At 58.2% G+C, this 16,574-nt stretch carries 14 protein-coding genes and 1 pseudogene; 12 read left to right on the top strand and 3 right to left on the bottom strand.

What is annotated here, in order from left to right; genetic code table 11:
- Nucleotides 1-46: 46 nt before the first annotated feature.
- The gene (locus KP004_RS20140; RefSeq protein WP_216800159.1) at nucleotides 47-1,039 is read right to left on the bottom strand and encodes a chemotaxis protein CheB; all 993 of its coding nucleotides are present in this window, start codon (nucleotides 1,037-1,039) and stop codon (nucleotides 47-49) included.
- 165 nt (nucleotides 1,040-1,204) lie between these two features.
- On the opposite strand from KP004_RS20140, the pseudogene KP004_RS21620 reads away from it, so the two are divergent.
- The 12 genes and pseudogenes from KP004_RS21620 to KP004_RS20085 all read left to right on the top strand — a co-directional run.
- Nucleotides 1,205-1,645 (top strand): annotated as a pseudogene (locus KP004_RS21620) (chemotaxis protein CheB); the annotation flags it as partial.
- Nucleotides 1,646-1,748: 103 nt separating this feature from the next.
- Nucleotides 1,749-4,172, top strand: coding sequence for a CheR family methyltransferase (locus tag KP004_RS20135; protein WP_239026872.1), 2,424 nt, complete (start codon nucleotides 1,749-1,751; stop codon nucleotides 4,170-4,172).
- Nucleotides 4,173-4,575: 403 nt separating this feature from the next.
- Nucleotides 4,576-6,147 carry an alpha-2-macroglobulin gene (locus tag KP004_RS20130; protein WP_239026871.1) on the top strand — a complete coding sequence of 524 codons (1,572 nt, stop codon included), beginning with the start codon at nucleotides 4,576-4,578 and terminating at the stop codon, nucleotides 6,145-6,147.
- Nucleotides 6,148-6,443: 296 nt separating this feature from the next.
- Nucleotides 6,444-6,878 carry a hypothetical protein gene (locus KP004_RS20125; RefSeq protein WP_216800157.1) on the top strand — a complete coding sequence of 145 codons (435 nt, stop codon included), beginning with the start codon at nucleotides 6,444-6,446 and terminating at the stop codon, nucleotides 6,876-6,878.
- Between the two features lie 714 nt (nucleotides 6,879-7,592).
- Nucleotides 7,593-7,931: an ArsR/SmtB family transcription factor gene (locus KP004_RS20120; protein ID WP_216800156.1), complete on the top strand. Its 339-nt coding sequence runs from the start codon at nucleotides 7,593-7,595 to the stop codon at nucleotides 7,929-7,931.
- 153 nt (nucleotides 7,932-8,084) lie between these two features.
- Nucleotides 8,085-9,032, top strand: a complete 948-nt coding sequence (locus tag KP004_RS20115; RefSeq protein WP_216800155.1) for a permease — start codon at nucleotides 8,085-8,087, stop codon at nucleotides 9,030-9,032.
- A gap of 14 nt (nucleotides 9,033-9,046) precedes the next feature.
- On the top strand, nucleotides 9,047-9,277 hold the full coding sequence (locus tag KP004_RS20110; protein WP_216800154.1) for a thioredoxin family protein: 231 nt from the start codon (nucleotides 9,047-9,049) through the stop codon (nucleotides 9,275-9,277).
- The gene (locus KP004_RS20105; protein WP_216800153.1) at nucleotides 9,274-9,651 is read left to right on the top strand and encodes a thioredoxin family protein; all 378 of its coding nucleotides are present in this window, start codon (nucleotides 9,274-9,276) and stop codon (nucleotides 9,649-9,651) included. Before KP004_RS20110 ends, KP004_RS20105 begins: the two co-directional genes overlap by 4 nt.
- On the top strand, nucleotides 9,648-10,334 hold the full coding sequence (locus KP004_RS20100) for a cytochrome c biogenesis CcdA family protein (RefSeq protein ID WP_216800152.1): 687 nt from the start codon (nucleotides 9,648-9,650) through the stop codon (nucleotides 10,332-10,334). The genes KP004_RS20105 and KP004_RS20100 overlap by 4 nt, the downstream gene beginning before the upstream one ends.
- Nucleotides 10,335-10,708: 374 nt before the next feature.
- Nucleotides 10,709-11,989, top strand: a complete 1,281-nt coding sequence (locus KP004_RS20095) for a tyrosine-type recombinase/integrase (RefSeq protein ID WP_216800151.1) — start codon at nucleotides 10,709-10,711, stop codon at nucleotides 11,987-11,989.
- Nucleotides 11,990-12,337: 348 nt separating this feature from the next.
- Nucleotides 12,338-12,769 carry a hypothetical protein gene (locus KP004_RS20090; protein ID WP_216800150.1) on the top strand — a complete coding sequence of 144 codons (432 nt, stop codon included), beginning with the start codon at nucleotides 12,338-12,340 and terminating at the stop codon, nucleotides 12,767-12,769.
- An 89-nt stretch (nucleotides 12,770-12,858) separates the two neighbouring features.
- Entirely contained in the window at nucleotides 12,859-13,980 is a 1,122-nt protein-coding gene (locus KP004_RS20085; RefSeq protein WP_216800149.1) for a hypothetical protein, read from the top strand.
- A 106-nt stretch (nucleotides 13,981-14,086) separates the two neighbouring features.
- Here the strand turns inward: KP004_RS20085 and KP004_RS20080 are convergent, their stop codons facing one another.
- Nucleotides 14,087-14,827: a PaeR7I family type II restriction endonuclease gene (locus KP004_RS20080; protein WP_216800148.1), complete on the bottom strand. Its 741-nt coding sequence runs from the start codon at nucleotides 14,825-14,827 to the stop codon at nucleotides 14,087-14,089.
- A gap of 3 nt (nucleotides 14,828-14,830) precedes the next feature.
- Complete coding sequence (locus KP004_RS20075) at nucleotides 14,831-16,555, bottom strand: Eco57I restriction-modification methylase domain-containing protein (protein ID WP_216800147.1); 1,725 nt, start codon at nucleotides 16,553-16,555, stop codon at nucleotides 14,831-14,833.
- Between the last annotated feature and the right edge of the window lie 19 nt (nucleotides 16,556-16,574).

The raw sequence follows: 16,574 nt of genomic DNA, 5'->3' as shown, positions 1-16,574 counted from the left end.
TTCTTGAGAGGGCGTCGGAATGGCTATGACAGAAACGGCTGCCCTGCTAGTTCGTCGTGGCGCGCAGATGCTGCAGAAACTGCTTCAGACGCTCCGCGTTTGACAGGGACTCCTCCGAGCGCTCGCGGTATTTTTCCGCCATGGTGACGCGGCCCCGGCTCGACTCGTCATCCGCCAGCCGTTTCTGCAGCTGACCCCGCTCTTCGAGGAGCCTCAGCGCCTGCCACAGGGCCTGCTCGATCCCCTGGTCCTGGAGTGCCGCGAGACTGTCGGAGCCGAAACGGTGCCCCACGGTGCAACCGTACATCTCCCCTTTTCCCGCTTTGTCCCACAGCGGGCCTCCGCACTCGGGGCAGGCGAGGGTCGTTTCCCGCCAGTCGGGGGCGCCGTATCGGTAGGCGACGGCGCCCTGCTCCACGAAGGCCACCTCGCGCAATAGTTCCTCGGGCACCGGCGGCTCCGTGCCGTGCGGGGAGACCGCAAGCCTCGCCAGAAGTTCCGGCATCGCGTCCAGCGATACCACGTGGTCGGCGCAGCCGCGTCGCACGGCGTTCTGCGGCATGTCCGGGTACATCGCTTCCGACGGGTCCTGCACCACCGTCGTGCCGCCACAGCTCTGGATAGCCCGCAGCCCGTCCACCCCGTCGTCCAATAGGCCCGACAGGAGCACCCCTACCGTCCTGATGCGGTAATGCACCGCGGCGGAGCGGAACAGCGGATCGATGGCGGGACGGTTCCAGTTTTCGCGCGGACCGTACAGGAGCCGGATCGTGCTGTCGGCCAGCACCAGGTGCCGGTCCGGAGGCGCCAGGTAGATGCAGCCTGCCTGGAGCCTGGTACCGTCGCCGGGAAACACGGCAGTAAACGGGCCGTTGCGGCTCAAGCGCGCGGCAAACGCAGTGGGTTCCGCCCCGGTGATGTGCACCACCAGGCAGATCGCCGCCGGCAATGCTGGATCCAGTCCCGACGCCAGGCGGCTGAATGCTTCCATGCCGCCTGCCGAGGCTCCCACGACTATCACTGCTTGCGGATCATACATTAGCCCCTCCTAACAAAAACCCCGCTAAGAGTAACAGATATCGGCCTGAGAGCAATCGGGTCATACTGTGCTTCCGCCCTCTGGCCGCAAAGTACGATCCAACCGATACTGATCCTATGAAAAACGGATTTGTGATATGGCCTGAAAAGTGTTATTGATACGCTCATGAAAAAATCTGTAAACAAACAAAAAACGGATGGCACGGCAAGCCACGACGCATCGCTCCCCGCCCCTCCCGGCCCGGTTCCCGTCGCCTGTATCGGCGCCTCCGCCGGTGGGCTGGAAGCTCTGGAACTTTTCCTCCAGCACGTGCCGCAAAAAAGCGGCGTGGCCTACGTGGTGATCCAGCACCTGGACCCGACTCACAAGGGGATCATGCCGGAACTGCTGCAGCGGGCGACCACCATGACGGTCACCCAGGCCACGGACCACATGCCCGTGGCACCGGACCAGGTTTACGTGATACCGCCCAACAAGGACATGTCCATCCTGCACGGCGTCCTGCACCTGTTCGAGCCCGCGGCGTCCCGGGGGCTGCGCCTTCCCATCGATTTCTTCCTGCGCTCGCTTGCCGACGACTGCCAGGAACGCGCCATCGGCGTCATCCTCTCCGGCATGGGGTCCGACGGCACCATGGGGCTGCGCGCCATCAAGGAGAAGGGGGGGGCTCGTCCTGGTCCAGGAACCTTCGACCGCGCGTTTCGACAGCATGCCGCAGAGCGCGATCTCCGCCGGACTTGCCGACATCGTGGCGCCGCCCCACCACCTTCCCGGCAAGATAGCCGCGTACCTGCTGCACTCGCTGCAGCTCCCCCGGCGCGAGCAGCAGTTGGATCACAAGGAGGAAAGCGCCCTGGACAAGGTGCTCATCCTGCTCCGTTCCCGGACCGGGCACGACTTCTCCATGTACAAGAAGAGCACCCTGTACCGCCGCATCGAGCGGCGCATGGGGATCCACCAGGTCGACAAGATCGCCAACTACGCGCGCTACCTGCAGGAGAGCCCCCAGGAAGTGCAGTTACTCTTCAACGAACTCCTGATCGGCGTCACCAACTTCTTCAGGGATCAAGCCTCCTGGACGCAGCTGCGCGACGAGGTGATCCCGCTGCTCCTGAAACGGTTCCCTAACGGCGGGGCACTGCGCGCCTGGTCCGTGGGATGCTCGACCGGAGAAGAAGCCTACTCGCTGGCCATCATCTTCAAGGAAGCACTGGAGCGCCTGAAGCCTGACGCTAACTACTCCCTGCAGATCTTCGCCACCGACCTCGACGTCAATGCCATAGACAAGGCCCGCCTGGGGCGTTTCCAGCCCAACATCAGCGCCGACGTCAGTGCCGACCGGTTGCGCCGCTTCTTCATCGAGGTCGACAACGGCTACCAGGTCACGAAGGACATCAGGGACATGATCACCTTCGCCACCCAGAACGTGATCATGGATCCCCCCTTCACCAAGCTCGACATCCTGGTCTGCCGCAACCTGCTCATCTACCTGGTCCCCGAGCTGCAGAAGAAGCTGTTCCCCCTGTTCCACTACAGCATCAACCCCGGCGGAGTGCTCTTTTTGGGAAGCGCCGAGACGATCGGCAACTTTAGCGACATCTTCACGCCGGTGCAGGGCAAGTCCAGGCTGTACTGGCGTGGAGAAGCCCTCCTGGGCACCGAACCGGTCGCCTTCCCTTCGTCCTTCGTCGCACCGTTGCCCTCCCCCAACAAGGAAACCGAAATGCAAAAATCGCCGGTCAACCTGCAGTCCCTCGTGGACCAACTGATCCTGCAACAGTACGCTCCCCCGGCGGTATTGGTCACCGACCAGGGTGACATCGTCTACATCAACGGACGCACCGGCAAGTACCTTGAACCGGCCATGGGACGCGCCAACTGGAACGTGTTTGCCATGGCCCGGGACGGGCTCCGCTTCGAGCTGACCAGCGCCTTCCAGAAGGCGTTGCGGCAGCAAGCCCCGGTGATGGTCAAGGGGGCCAAGGTCGGCACCAACGGCAGCACGCAGCTGGTCGACCTGATCGTGCAAAGGATCGAGAACCCGGATGCCCTCAGGGGGATGGCCATGATCATCTTCAAGGACGTCCCCCCGGTGCCGGAACTGAAGAAGCCGCGCGGCGTCAAGTCCGGTTCCGCGTCGGACGCCCGCATCACGGAACTCGAGCAGGAACTGCAGCAGCGGCGCGACGAGATCAGTTCCTTCCGGGAGGAGATGCAGAGTTCCCAGGAAGAGTTGAAGTCGATGAACGAGGAGCTGCAGTCTACCAACGAGGAGCTGCAATCGACCAACGAGGAGCTCACGACCTCCAAGGAAGAGATGCAGTCCATGAACGAGGAACTGCAGGCGGTGAACGCCGAGCAGCAGGCCAAGGTGGACGAGCTGTCCCGGATGAGCTCGGACATGAAGAACCTTCTGGACAGCACCGAGGTGATCACAGTCTTTCTCGACACCGATCTCCATGTGCGTCTCTATACCAAGGGCGCACAGCAGCTGTTCAAGCTGATCCCCAGCGACGTGGGGCGGCCGCTGTCCGACATCGTGAGCCAGCTCGACTACCCCGACCTGCTCAAGGACGCCAAGAAGGTGCTCGAGACACTGACCCCGTACGAACACAAGGCGCCGGCCGGCGAGGGAAGCTGGTTCAGCGTGCGCATCAAGCCCTACCGCAACCTCGATAACATCACCAACGGCGTGGTGATCACCTTCTCCGACATCACCGTGGAGAAGTGCCTGGAGCAGCAGCTCGAGGAAAACCACCGCCAGGTGTGCACTCTGATGAACGGCATGCCGCACGGCTTCGCCCTGCTGGAGGCCGACGCCAAAGCCCCAGGCTCGGTCGAGCGGTACCGTTTCCATCCGGCCAACCCGGGCTTCGAGAAGCTCCTGGGGGTGCAGGGAGCAGCGCTCTCCGGCAAGCGCCTGGAGGATGTGCTGCCGCTGCTGGCGCCGGTTGTCGGGGAGGCCTTGGTAAGCGGCTGCCGCAGCGTCATAGAGAGCGGCCGGATCCAGGTGCAGGAGGTCAAAACCGATGAGCCCCAGCTCGACCTGCACCTCAACATCTATCCGGTGTCGCCAACAAAGATCGCCTGCATGGCGGTCAACCTCGCGCCGATTCGCACCAGCCGGGACTGAAATCCCCTAAAAAACCGAGAAGGGCCGGGCGACGTCGCCTGGCCCTTCTTCCAGCCGCTTGGACCTGGTCCGTACCCCACCTTTTCCAGCCAGGACGGCACGCTCACCGCTAGGGTGTTTAACCCAACCAAGGTGGGTAATTTCCCCCAAAAAAGGGTGTCTTCCCCCCCGACTTCGCATCCAAAATTACAACCTTCTAAAGCTACCCTTCCCTCACTCAACCGCAATCCCGCGTTAGGCACGGTTATAGGAAAATCACTATTCCTTATCTCCCCCCGTAAGCGTCCCGCTGGTATGGGTCATGCTATTTCCTCCGTCGCGCATCCCTTGGCAAGCAACGCACGTGTTTTCCTGCACCGTCCGCACGGATGGTCGCAGCCACTACCCAAAGGAGGAAGCAAGGATGAAAAAGACGATCGTAGCACTGTGCAGCATCGGCGGCACGGTGCTGGCTCTCGCCGGCACCGCTCTCGGCCTCACCCACCCGACACTGACCTGGACGGGATACGGCATGTGCAGCTCGTGCCACACGACGCAGGCGAAGGCCATGTACCAGTCGGTCCACTACCAGTGGAAGGGATCGGCCGCGGAGATGACCACCGGCCCGGCCACCCAGGGCAAGATCGACGCCACCGACGGCTCCAGCGCCCTCAACGCCTACTGCATCAACATCCAAGGGAACTGGGGTCCCTGCGGGGCCTGCCACGTCGGCACCGGGGCGAAGCCGGTGGCCACCAGCAACCCGTCCGCCGCGCAGCTTGCCGCCATCGACTGCCTCATCTGCCACAACGACACTGTGAACGCCCCCTATTCCCGCGTGCGTAACGCCGGCACCGGCCTCTTCGAGCCGGCGGCCGGGCTCAACATGAACCTCGTGGTCCAGAAAGCCGCCATCAAGCCGGTGCGCAAGAACTGCCTGGGTTGCCACGCCAAGGCGGGCGGCGGCGACGCGGTGAAGCGCGGCGACATCGCCCTTGCCAGCGGGACCACCGCTGACGTCCTCTACGACACCCACATGGCAACCGGCAACGGCGGCAACCTCGCCTGCCAGGCCTGCCATACCTTCAGCTCGCACCGGGTCGCCGGCCGCGGCACCGATCTCCGGCCGCAGGACAGCACCACCCAGATCGCCTGCGCCACCTCCACCTGCCACCCGACCAAGACCAGCACCACGGCAAGCCACGGCAACGAATACGTGAACCGGCACCAGGCCCGCGTCGCCTGCCAGTCCTGCCACCTCGCGAAATACGCCAAGAACGCCAGCGACTCCGCCGCCAGCGAAGCCACCGAAACCCACCGCACCTGGGTCTCCGCGGAGTGGAACGCCACGCTGAACCGCTACGAGCCGGTGCCGACCAAGGCCAACAACCTGATCCCGAAATACGCATTCTGGAACGGCAAGAGCTGGGGCAACAACGCGTTCAACAGCGCCGTCCTCGACACCGCGACCGGCGCCTACAAGGTATCCCGTCCGGTGGGCGCCATCACCGACGGTGTCGGCACCAAGCTCTACCCCTTCAAATACAAGACCGCGGCCCAGGCCTTGGCCAACGGCAAGATCGTCCCCATCTCCACCGCCAAGTTCTTCGCCACCGGCCTCTATGACGACGCCGTGCGCGACGGCCTCGTCTACCTCGGGCTTGCCAGCAGCACCCCCTACACCACCGTCACCACCGACGAGTACCAGCTGCTGAACCACCAGATCCCGGTCGCCTCCGGCAACACCCTGGCCTGCGCCGGCTGCCACCCCAACGCCACCGCCACCCAGCTGAAGCTCGTCAACACCATGGGGTACGGCATCAAGGGGACCGCGTCCGCCACCTGCACCCAGTGCCACAGCTTCAAGGACGTGCATTCCCTGGACTACATCAGCATGCACGACAAGCACGTGAAGGATAAGCAGATCGACTGCTCCATGTGCCACGGCTTCACCCGTCCCGAGCGCAACCTTCGCATCGGCCTGCTTCCCGGCTAATCTTCACACCGTTTTTCCCTGCAATTGGGGCCCGGCAACGGGCCCATTTTTTTGTTCATCAGAGAATTCCGGAGGAGATCTCTCAGACCGCCCTCCTCCTCCCGCAAGCGAAAAGGGGACTGGCTCCGCAGGTGCCAGTCCCCTTTGCTTTAGTTCCTTGAAAAGACGCACTGGAGATTTTGGTCCTCTTGCCACTTGAAAACGGAGGTTGCCTGCTTAAACTTTCGATGTGTTTTTTCTAACATCCAGAGGCGCAGCAACCGGCAACCCAGTCCGCCTGGGTAAAGGAGGTAGCGATGGTACGGCAACCGCACTGTAGGATCCTGAGAAGCTATCGATGCAAGAGTCCGAGCAGGTTCTACAACATCATGCTGAGGGTGTGGAAGTGCCTGACCGACAACCCGAGGATTCCCGGATCGGTTTGGGCGGCGCATCCGGAACTGCTGCAGTTATTTTTGGCCCTGGCGGCAAAGTACCACGAGGTCTACCAAAGGGCCTCCCTCTACTCCAGCAAGCTTGATATCACCGAGCGAGAAATACTCCAGTCACAGTTAATTCAATACATGGACGAGATCGCTTCGGTGTTGGAAGCGGCTGCCATTCGTAATCCGGAGGTACTTCTCGTTTCGGGGTTCGATCTCACCAAGGAACGGAGGAACCTCACCAGGTCGAGCGGGCAGGGACCGTCTGAAGATGCCAGCATCGAGGACGGTGCGCAGTCTCCTTCCTGATGACGTAGTCCCACCGCAGGAAGCTAGCCCGTCGGCGCTCACTCCATAGCGCTAACAATCCGGATGAACGAAAACTTTAGGGGGCACCGTTCAGGTGCCCCCTTTGTTTGTCTCCCACCGGCTCTTCCACCGATTAGCTGCGCACCATCCCCTCCCCTAGTCGTGCATGTTTCTAATTTGCATCACAGCGGCCCTGATTACCGGGCCAACGTTTCAAGCTGTCACATGCATGTTTCAAGATTGCACGCGCGCGTTTCAACTTCCTACGGGCACATTGCAAGTTAGTACGCGCACGTTGCGACTTCATACGGACGCGTTGCAAGTTTGCACGCGCACGTTTCTTTTTTGCACGGGCGCGTTGTAACTTAGCACGGGCACGTTGCAACTTCCTACGGACGCGTTACAAGTTAGCACGCGCGCGTTTCAACTTCCTACGGACGCGTTGCAAGTTAACACGCACACGTTTCTTTTTTGCACGGGCGCATGACAAATTACCACGTGCACGTTGCAAGTTGTCGATGACGGGTCAGAGATCAGCACGTGCTCGTTGCAGACTGGTACGGGCCCATTAAGTTTACCTCTCGTGACCGCGAACCCGGTGAAGGAGCAGTGGCAGAAGGCAAACACTGCGCAGACCTGGTGCACGAGTACATACAGAGGGAGCCATCCCAGTTTTTCACTTGACACATTCGCCCATCCGGATATATTGACCGCATGAAAAAGACCGTTCAGTATTTCAGAGCCTTGGCAGACGAAACCCGCCTCCGCATATTAGCACTGCTCCTCAACTCCGGAGAACTTTGCGTCTGCGATGTCACCGCCACGCTGCAACTTCCGCAGTCGACGGTATCCAGGCACCTTTCCTATCTGAAAAATGCGGGATGGGTGAATGACCGTAGGGAAGGGGTCTGGATCTTTTATACCGTCGCCACAGATGACGACATGAAGCGACAACTGGCCGAGGTGCTCAAAGAGCGATTGGCCGACATCGCGGTGGTAGGGGAAGACATGAAGCGCCTCGCTTCCTTTTCCGAAGGTGCTCACTGCGCCTGATTTTTTTTGTCGAGATATATCCGTCCATTCGGATGAAAAGAACAGTTCGAGGAGACCACACCTCCGCCACCCGCTACCTTCAATGTGTCAGGCCTGAACAACGAAGGCGCCGGTAACGGGTGTGGCTGCTCTTTGTCCTGATAGGAGCCTCCGATGCTGAAAAATTTAGCCGATTACTTGGTGTTCCAGGTCATCGGCCTCGATGCAAAAAGCCGGCTCGGCGAGGCTCTCGATTTCTTCATTTATGATACGGTCAAGATCTTCCTGCTTCTGACTACTATCGTTTATGCCGTCGCGGTGATCCGCTCCTACTTTTCACCGGAGCGTACCCGGCGCATCCTGTCCCATAACCGCGAGTATGTCGGCAACGTGCTCGCTGCACTCCTGGGGATAGTGACTCCTTTTTGTTCGTGCTCGGCCGTCCCCCTGTTCATCGGTTTCGTCGAGTCCGGCATCCCCCTCGGGGTCACCTTTTCCTTCCTGGTCTCCTCTCCCATGGTGAACGAGGTTGCCCTCATCATGCTCTGGGGGCTGTTCGGCTGGAAGATCGCCCTGACGTATGTCGGCTCCGGAGTGGTTGTCGCGATCCTCGCCGGAATGGTGATCGGCCGGCTCCGAATGGAAAGGCACGTCCAGGACTATGTGTGGGAGATCAAGGTCGGGGCCGCTGAGATGCAGGAACAGACCTTCCGGGAAAAACTCGATTACGCCGCCGACTACACGGTGGCGCTGCTCAAGAAGATCTGGCCTTACGTGGTTGTCGGCATCGGCCTGGGCGCTTTTATCCACGGCTACGCACCCGAGGATCTTTTGGTACGCTACGCGAGTAGAGACAACATCCTGGCGGTGCCACTGGCGGTCCTTGTCGGCGTCCCGCTCTACAGCAACGCAGCCGGCATCGTCCCGGTGGTTCAGGCCTTGATGGAGAAGGGACTCCCGATCGGCACGGTGCTCGCCTTCATGATGGCCGTGACGGCCCTCTCCTTCCCGGAGGCTGTCATTCTGAAAAACGTCCTGAAGACGAGGCTTCTCGCCACGTTTTTCGGAATAGTCGCAGCCGCTATCATCATTGTCGGCTATCTGTTCAATGCCATTCTTTAGCAAGGAGAAAACGAATGAAAATTGAAATCCTCGGTACCGGGTGTGCCAAATGCAAGACACTGTACGAGAACACGAAGAAAGCGGTCGAGGAGAGCGGCACCGCTGCGGAGGTGCTGAAGGTCGAAGACATCCCCTCCATCATGAAGTACGGGGTCATGAGTACTCCCGCGCTGGTCATAGACGGCCAGGTGAAATTCTCCGGCAAGGTGGCATCGGTAGTGGAAATCATGGGGCTGCTGTCATGAGGCGACTGGTTGCTGCGACCGTGCTTCTGTTCGCCCTTCCCGCCCATGCCGAGCTCCCCTCCGCGTCTACAGCAGTTATCCGCCAGGCGCTAGCCTCGGGCAAGCCCACCGTCATCGACCTGGGCGCGCGCACCTGCATCCCCTGTAAGAAGATGGCACCGATCCTCGAAAACCTCGGGGCGGAATACCGGGGGCGGGCATCGGTGCTTTTTATTGACGTACATGCCGACAACGCCGCCGCCGAAAGGTTCAAGGTCCAGATGATCCCGACCCAGGTGTTCTTCGACGCGAAGGGACGTGAGGTGAAAAGGCATGTAGGTGCACTGGATAGAACCGACCTCGTTCGGGAACTGAAGGCGCTGGGGGTGAGGTGAGTCTCCTGGAGAACGCAGAACAGGTCATTGCCGCCTACCCTCTGATCGCTTTCGGGGTGGTCTTCCTGGCCGGGGTATTGTCCTCTGCTTCCCCATGCGTCCTGGCGACCATCCCGCTGGTCGTTGGTTTCGTCGGCGGATACGCCGACGGTGACCGGGTGAGGGCCTTCCGGTATTCCCTCGCTTTCGTGCTGGGTCTGTCCCTGACCTTCACCGCCTTCGGCGCGGCCGCCGGCCTCTTCGGCACCATGTTCGGGACACTGGGAGGATGGTGGTACGTGGCCGCCGCAACGGTGGCTCTTGCCATGGGGGGGCAGCTCCTGGGGCTCTACGAGGTCACCTTCTTTTCCGGAAAGGGTTATCGGCCGAGGCGGGGAGGGATGCTCGGCGCTTTTTTCCTGGGCCTGTTCTTCGGAGTGGTTTCATCCCCCTGCGCGACCCCCGTCCTGGTGATCCTTCTGACGGTGGTGGCAACCAAGGGAGGGCTCCTCTACGGTATGGCGCTCCTGTTCACCTACGCGGTCGGCCACTGCCTCCTCATGCTGGTGGCCGGGACCTGTACCGGGTTCGTAGACTCTTTCATAAAGGCGAAAGGGGTGGTCGCTTTCTCGACCTGGACCAAGCGTGGAGCGGGGGCGCTTGTCGTCGCAGTGGGCATCTTCTTGCTTTCACAGTTGTTCTAGCCTCCTCATTGTCCGCGGAAGCAGCATGCAGATCTTTGGGGGGAAACATCAGTGGCACCGCACGTCAGCGGTATCAGGAGCGGCAATGGTAAGAAAATAAAACGGCCCCTCCAGTTGAATGGAGAGGCCGTTCTATTTTCCAAAATGGCGCGCCCGAAGAGATTCGAACTCCTGGCCCCAAGATTCGTAGTCAGGACAAACCGCCTTTTCATGCCGTTTCACCCTGCCTCACCACGTCCCATTCACCAACCTAAAACCGTTGACACTACTGCATTTAGCCGCTATTTTCTTATTCATGGCACATCAGGAAATTCCACCCCAGCCAGACCATCTGAGACCACACGAGAGACCACACGGGGACATCGGGAGCTACCATGAAGTTTAGCGACAAGTTCATCGACAGCCTGAAACCAGAGAAAAAAATCGTCGACATACGGGAAGGCGGTGGCTTCGGCATAAGGGTGACGCCGGGGGGCGTCAAGACCTGGTTCTTCATCTTCCGCAGCGATGGGAAGCGGCGCTTCCTGAACCTCGGGCACTACCCTGCCGTCTCGCTTGCCGAAGCCAGGATACGGTACCGCGACGCCCTTAGGGTCGTGGAGGCCGGGAAAGATCCCCTCATGATGGCAAGTCAGGTGAAAGACCAGCGGCAGAATGCGAACTCGTTCGCAGACCTGGTGCACGAGTACATAGAGAGGCACGCCAAGGTGAAGAAACGGGGGTGGAAGGAAGACCTGCGCATCCTCTCCAGGGATGCGCTCCCGGCGTGGGGCAAGCGCAAGGCCGAGGACATCACCAAGCGCGATGTGGTCCTTCTGCTCGAATCGATCCTGGAGCGGGGGTCTCCCGGGTCGGCAAACGGCAACTTCAGATGCATAAGGAAAGTGTTCAACTTCGCGGTGGAGCGCGACATCCTGAAGTTCTCGCCCTGTACCGGGGTGAAGATGCCCGGCCCAATCAACCGGCGGGAGCGGGCTCTTTCAGAGGCTGAGGTGGCCACCTTGTGGAAGACCATAGATGAGGCCTCCATGAGCGAAGAAACGAAGCGCGCCTTAAAACTGGTGCTGGTAACGGCGCAGCGCCCCGGGGAGGTCACGGGGATGCACAGCGACGAGATCGATGGTAACTGGTGGACAATCCCCTCGCTACGCGCAAAGAACGGCAAGGCACATCGTGTGTTTTTAACGACGACGGCGCTGGACCTGATTGGGGATCTCACAGTAGTCGACGAGGAGACCGGTGAGAGAAAAGCGAGGGGTTACATTTTCCCTTGTCCTCATACCCAAAAAAAGCAACCGATCTCGGTGAGCTCACTAGCTCACGCCGTGCGTCGGAACCTGGCTTGGCCTGCCGAAAGTGTGGACGGCCTGCCCTCGACAGCAAATCGTTTCGGCATAGAACCTTTCACCCCTCACGACCTGAGGCGTACCGCCGCAACATTTCTCGCTGAGATGCGACAGATGGACGAGGTGATCGATGCGGTGCTTAACCACGCGAAACAAGGCATAATCCGAGTGTACAACCTGTACCGTTACGATAGGGAAAAACAATCGGCTATGGAGAACTGGGAACGTCGACTGCTCAGCATTGTTACCAGAACGGCTTTCGGGAAAGTAATTCCGATCCCCGCCGCCACTTGGCATTCACGCCGCTGAAGCTGGTCGGCTCGCTGTCGGCAATGTCCAGCCAGAAGGCTGTTGGGTGGGTGATGCTGTACAGGTAAAGCCCCCAAGAGGATGGTACCCTCACGACAGAGTGCTTGTGCGCCTTGGAACCGCGCAATGTGCAATGACGGGGGTGCCGTACAGGGCTTACTGCGATGCCGCCCCCTCTTCCACCATGGTGAGTTGTGCCCATGGTGAGTTGTGCCAGCCCCTTCCATTGAGATCTGGGGCGATCTCCCCTCCGAAATACATCTCTACGTCCTGCAGGCTCTGCCTCCCCGAACGCGGGGAGGGGAGTGTTGAGCTGGGCCTGAATTAGATTGTGCTGTAGTAAAAATTATGGTTAAATCTTGCCGGTTTCAAATTCAATGGTATTTATTAGGACTTGTGATGGAATCTCCCGGTATCGAAGTGCCTAAACCTGTTGATCTCGCCAATGTGGGCCAACCAGATGCACTACCAGAGGCTCAGCCTACCACGCTGATGGTGGCACCAGCTTCGACCTCGCATAATGAAACACCGTTAAGCATTGTATGGGACTGGGTCTGTCATTTCATCCTGTTCGCAGCAGCTTTCTTGGTTTTTGCCGCAGTGACCCTTTCTCTGCACTTAATCCTGCACTGGTTTGCTACCGTTTGTAGAGCGGATGATATAACGAAAACTGGTATCAATCATGTACAAACCACTTTATTTGTGATTGACGCCATATTTTTTGTGGGTGGTACTGCTATTCATACACGTAAATCCATGGTGAGGTTGAGTCGAGTATGATAACTACCAATAATTTAGACCACATATTGTTGCCAAACCAGAAATTTCACAAAAAAAAGTCACGGGATAAGTTCAAGAAACAGTTATACATGCTGTTTAAACAGACCCCAGATATCTGCAAACATGCCGCCAAGGTATATTTTAGACCTTTTAGAGCTTACAAAGAGCTTGAAGATATGGTTGTAGCTCCTGCTCAAAATAATTACGAAAAACGACTCCATACCCTTAAAAAAGTGTGCTGTTTTAATCAAGGTGCTATAGCTCAATATTTTTATATTGCGTCCGAGTATCACAAGGACCTTAAAGAATATGTCAATGGGGAAAACGTTCAAACTTTTAAAGTTGAAAGATTGATGGATAGGCTTATTGATTACCTAAACCACAAATTTGAAGAATATACTCTCAAAAATTTTAATCTTTTGGAGGAATACTTCGAGGGAAGAGATAATGTAAGCCCTAGGTTCTGTCTTAAAGGCAACTTCAAAGAGGATAGAACTGGTGACTCTGTTATTACTGTATTCAGAAATAAGAAAGTTAGTTACATATCAGATTGCGCTATACAGAAAAACACGGGCTTCTATCATATTAAAACAACCGGAAGACATTTCTTATGCAACGATATTCCTAAGGCTGCTGCAGAGGGGAAATACCATAATCCACGACTTTTAAACAAAAAATCAATAGATTTCTGCGCCAGCCGTGACAAAAGTATTTTCTTGAAAGTCATAGAAAGCAAAAAGAAAAGACTGAATTGGGCAGAGTGCTGGGAAGATTATGGTAAAAACACCGATACGTCATCTTTCTACAAATCAACCTTAATAGTACCGTTGACTTTATTGAACAATGTTTTGGATGATGATTTTACCTTGAGGATGCCAAATGCCGACAGGCTCATATTTGGGTTTCTTTGCATGGACCACGTTAAAGAGGATTACTTTGAGGAATCGGATGTGTCTGCGGGCTATGTCTTTGCTGACCTAATGTCAATTTACTTATTCACTAGAAGGTTGTTTACCGAAATTTCAAAAACCTATAATGATGTAGATAAAAAGCTGTCTGCACATCTGGTTGAGTCGCAAATAAAGAAAATGGGTAAAGTTATAGCAAACTATACTGATATTTATGAAACAAAGAGTCAAAGAGCCGATGCGTCATCCTACAATCATTTATATGATTTAGATGAATGTTTATTGCACTATATCAAGAAATAAATAGCTCGCCGAGAACATCACCAAACGCGAACATGGCAGGCACCTACGGAATACCGCAGGTGCCTGTCTGTTTTCCATCCGCCATATAATTGCTGACGGTCCTGTATCACTCTAAGCGGGAGGCTTCTGCTGCAACATGCCCAGCAAGGGCTGCAACAAAAGCCTTTAAACCTGTCATGGCAGATACTTCAGAATAGGTACCAGTTGACACCGCACTGCGCTCGGAGGTAATGAGTGCAGCTGTCGTGTACAGTTGCTCCTTAACCAGGCGCTGGCACAAGAGATCATATCTCTTGATATAGGAAGCGCCCCTAAACTCCTCGAACACAGGGAAGTGCGGAGAGGCGTCCCTAACAGCTGCTCTGGAACCGGGGGCGTCTTCGACCATCATCACCCACCCTACAAAAGGACGAGGCTGCTTTCCGAACGCCTCCTCCCGGTATGCCGTCCATAGGTCATGTGCGGTACCGATGGCCTCTTCAGTCCGGTTGTTGAAGTTGTTCCCAAAGGACGGCCCCACCTGGCTCTTCAGCTCTATCGCGGCGATGAGCTCCCCCTTGTGAATTACCAGGAGGTCCCAAAGCTTGGTGGGCCGGAAATACCCCGGCAGGGTAAGCACAGCACGTTTCTGGTGGATCTCTGCATGCGCGAGACCGTTGGCGCGAATGATGTCCAGGATCAGAGCAATGAAGCCGTCCATATTCTTCCCGCTGGTCACACCCGCACGCTCGCCTTGATCCGCCTTGCCGGCTTCGATCTGTTTTTTTCTGGCAGCCTCACGGTTCCCCCAAAAAGCCTTGACAGCTTCCCGGGCCTTCGCTTCATAGTTCACAAGGTCCAGACCCACGTTTCACTCTCCAGTCCCGCCCAGGGCGGCTTGTTCTTCACTACTCAATGCATACAATGCAAATGTGGCCTGGTTGCACTCCACCAGATCCCTCTTCGTTGCCGCTTCGGCCAGCCTGGTACGCAGCTCCGCCGGCACATTTTCCCAGAGCGGGAGCCGGAGCCGCCTCAGATACTGCGCCTGGAACCTGAGGAACCCGCCGCGCATCTTGGTCGAATAGGTCGCGATGAAGAGCCTCGTTATCTCGGAGAGCAAAACCGCCTGCAGCGCCCGCAGATCCCAATCCTCGGCGGTGACGTAGTAAAGGTTGTGGTGAGGGTAGAGCTTGCCTTCCTCATAGACGATGTGCGCCTCCCCCTTTATATCGGGGATCAGCAGCTTTGGCCTTGCCGCGAGAGCCGGCGTGATGCGGTCAATGGTGCGGTACCAGTTGGCGGGCGCCTTCTGAGCGCAGTGGCGCCCCGCAATCGCTTCCCGCCTCGACTCCAGGTAGTTGCGTAAGCGCGGGTATTGCTCCAAGGGAACCAAACCGCCCTCGTCGGCAAAGGGGTTGATCACCCCAAGTCCCCGCCACCGAACCTCACCCGAGTCGATGTCCCGGGTGGTCACCAGAGGAACCTTCCGGTCCGGCTCCACGTCGAGCCCTTGGAAGTCGCCGATAAAGGCCTTGTCCGCCCCGGTAGCGACACCGATCCCGACCTTGCAGCCTGCCTGCTCCAGCGTGGGGAACTCTGCCTCCAGCCGCCGGATCAGCGCCATCTGGTCCGATGTTTCCAGAAGCCACGGCTCGGCCCCGCAGGTCACCCGGGGCACCTCGCGAATCCCGGCTGCGTCCGGAGCTGCCGGCTGACCGGACAACGCCCCGGCAAGCTCGGCCAAGGTGGCCCGGTCTATCTTGGGTCGCCGGGCAATCCGGGTTGGTCCAGGCTTCTCCCGGGTTATGACGGTAATTGCGGGGTACGCCGTCACCTCGGAATGGAAGGCGGGGGTGTCAACCATGTCGACGTAAATCTTCAGGTGGTAACGCTCGGATATGAGCTTGCGCAGCGGTCCGCCATAGCGATTCTTCATCCAGCGGTCGGCGCAGATAAACGCCAAAGCCCCCCCGGAGGTCAAGAGAGAGAGGGAACGTTCGATGAAGGGAACGTAGAGGTCGGCCCGGTCGTACATGGTCTCGAAGCGGTTCCGGTACTCGGCCAGCAGCGGGGCGGGGATCAGTTCCTGACGCACGTAGGGCGGGTTGCCCACCACGAAATCGAACCGGGCATCCAATGGGGATAGCAGGAAATCACCCATGATAAGCCAGCGGTCGGCAAGCTCCTCAGCCGTCGGATGGGCAATCCCCTCTTCAACCAGTAGCGCGATGACGGCAAGGCGGGTGACGTGGAAGGTATCGCGATGCAGCTCCACTCCCCGGATCGCTTCGCCCAACTCCTCGATAGCATCGTTTGAGTTCCCGAAGCGCCGCCAGGAAGCCAGAAGACGCCTCAGGACCGGCAGCAGAAAGTCTGCTTCTCCGCACGACGGCTCCAGGAGCCGATACTGCTGCAGCGGCTTGTCCGCCGTATATCCGACCAGGTCGAGGATGAAGTCGACGACTTCACTGCGGGTGTAGATGGCACCGCGTGAATCCGCCTCTGTGGTGGCAGAGAGCGTTTCAACGGCATCAAGCACCTTGGGGCAGAGCTGGTTTAAGGGTAATTCGAAGCTGAGTTGACGAGGAGACATGTCCATATACCTTTCGTTG

The organism is Geomonas oryzisoli (genome assembly GCF_018986915.1).
In the GTDB taxonomy this organism is placed as follows: domain Bacteria; phylum Desulfobacterota; class Desulfuromonadia; order Geobacterales; family Geobacteraceae; genus Geomonas; species Geomonas oryzisoli.
The sequence above is the reverse complement of the archived record's forward strand: the minus strand, read 5'-3'. Positions and strand labels throughout refer to the sequence as shown.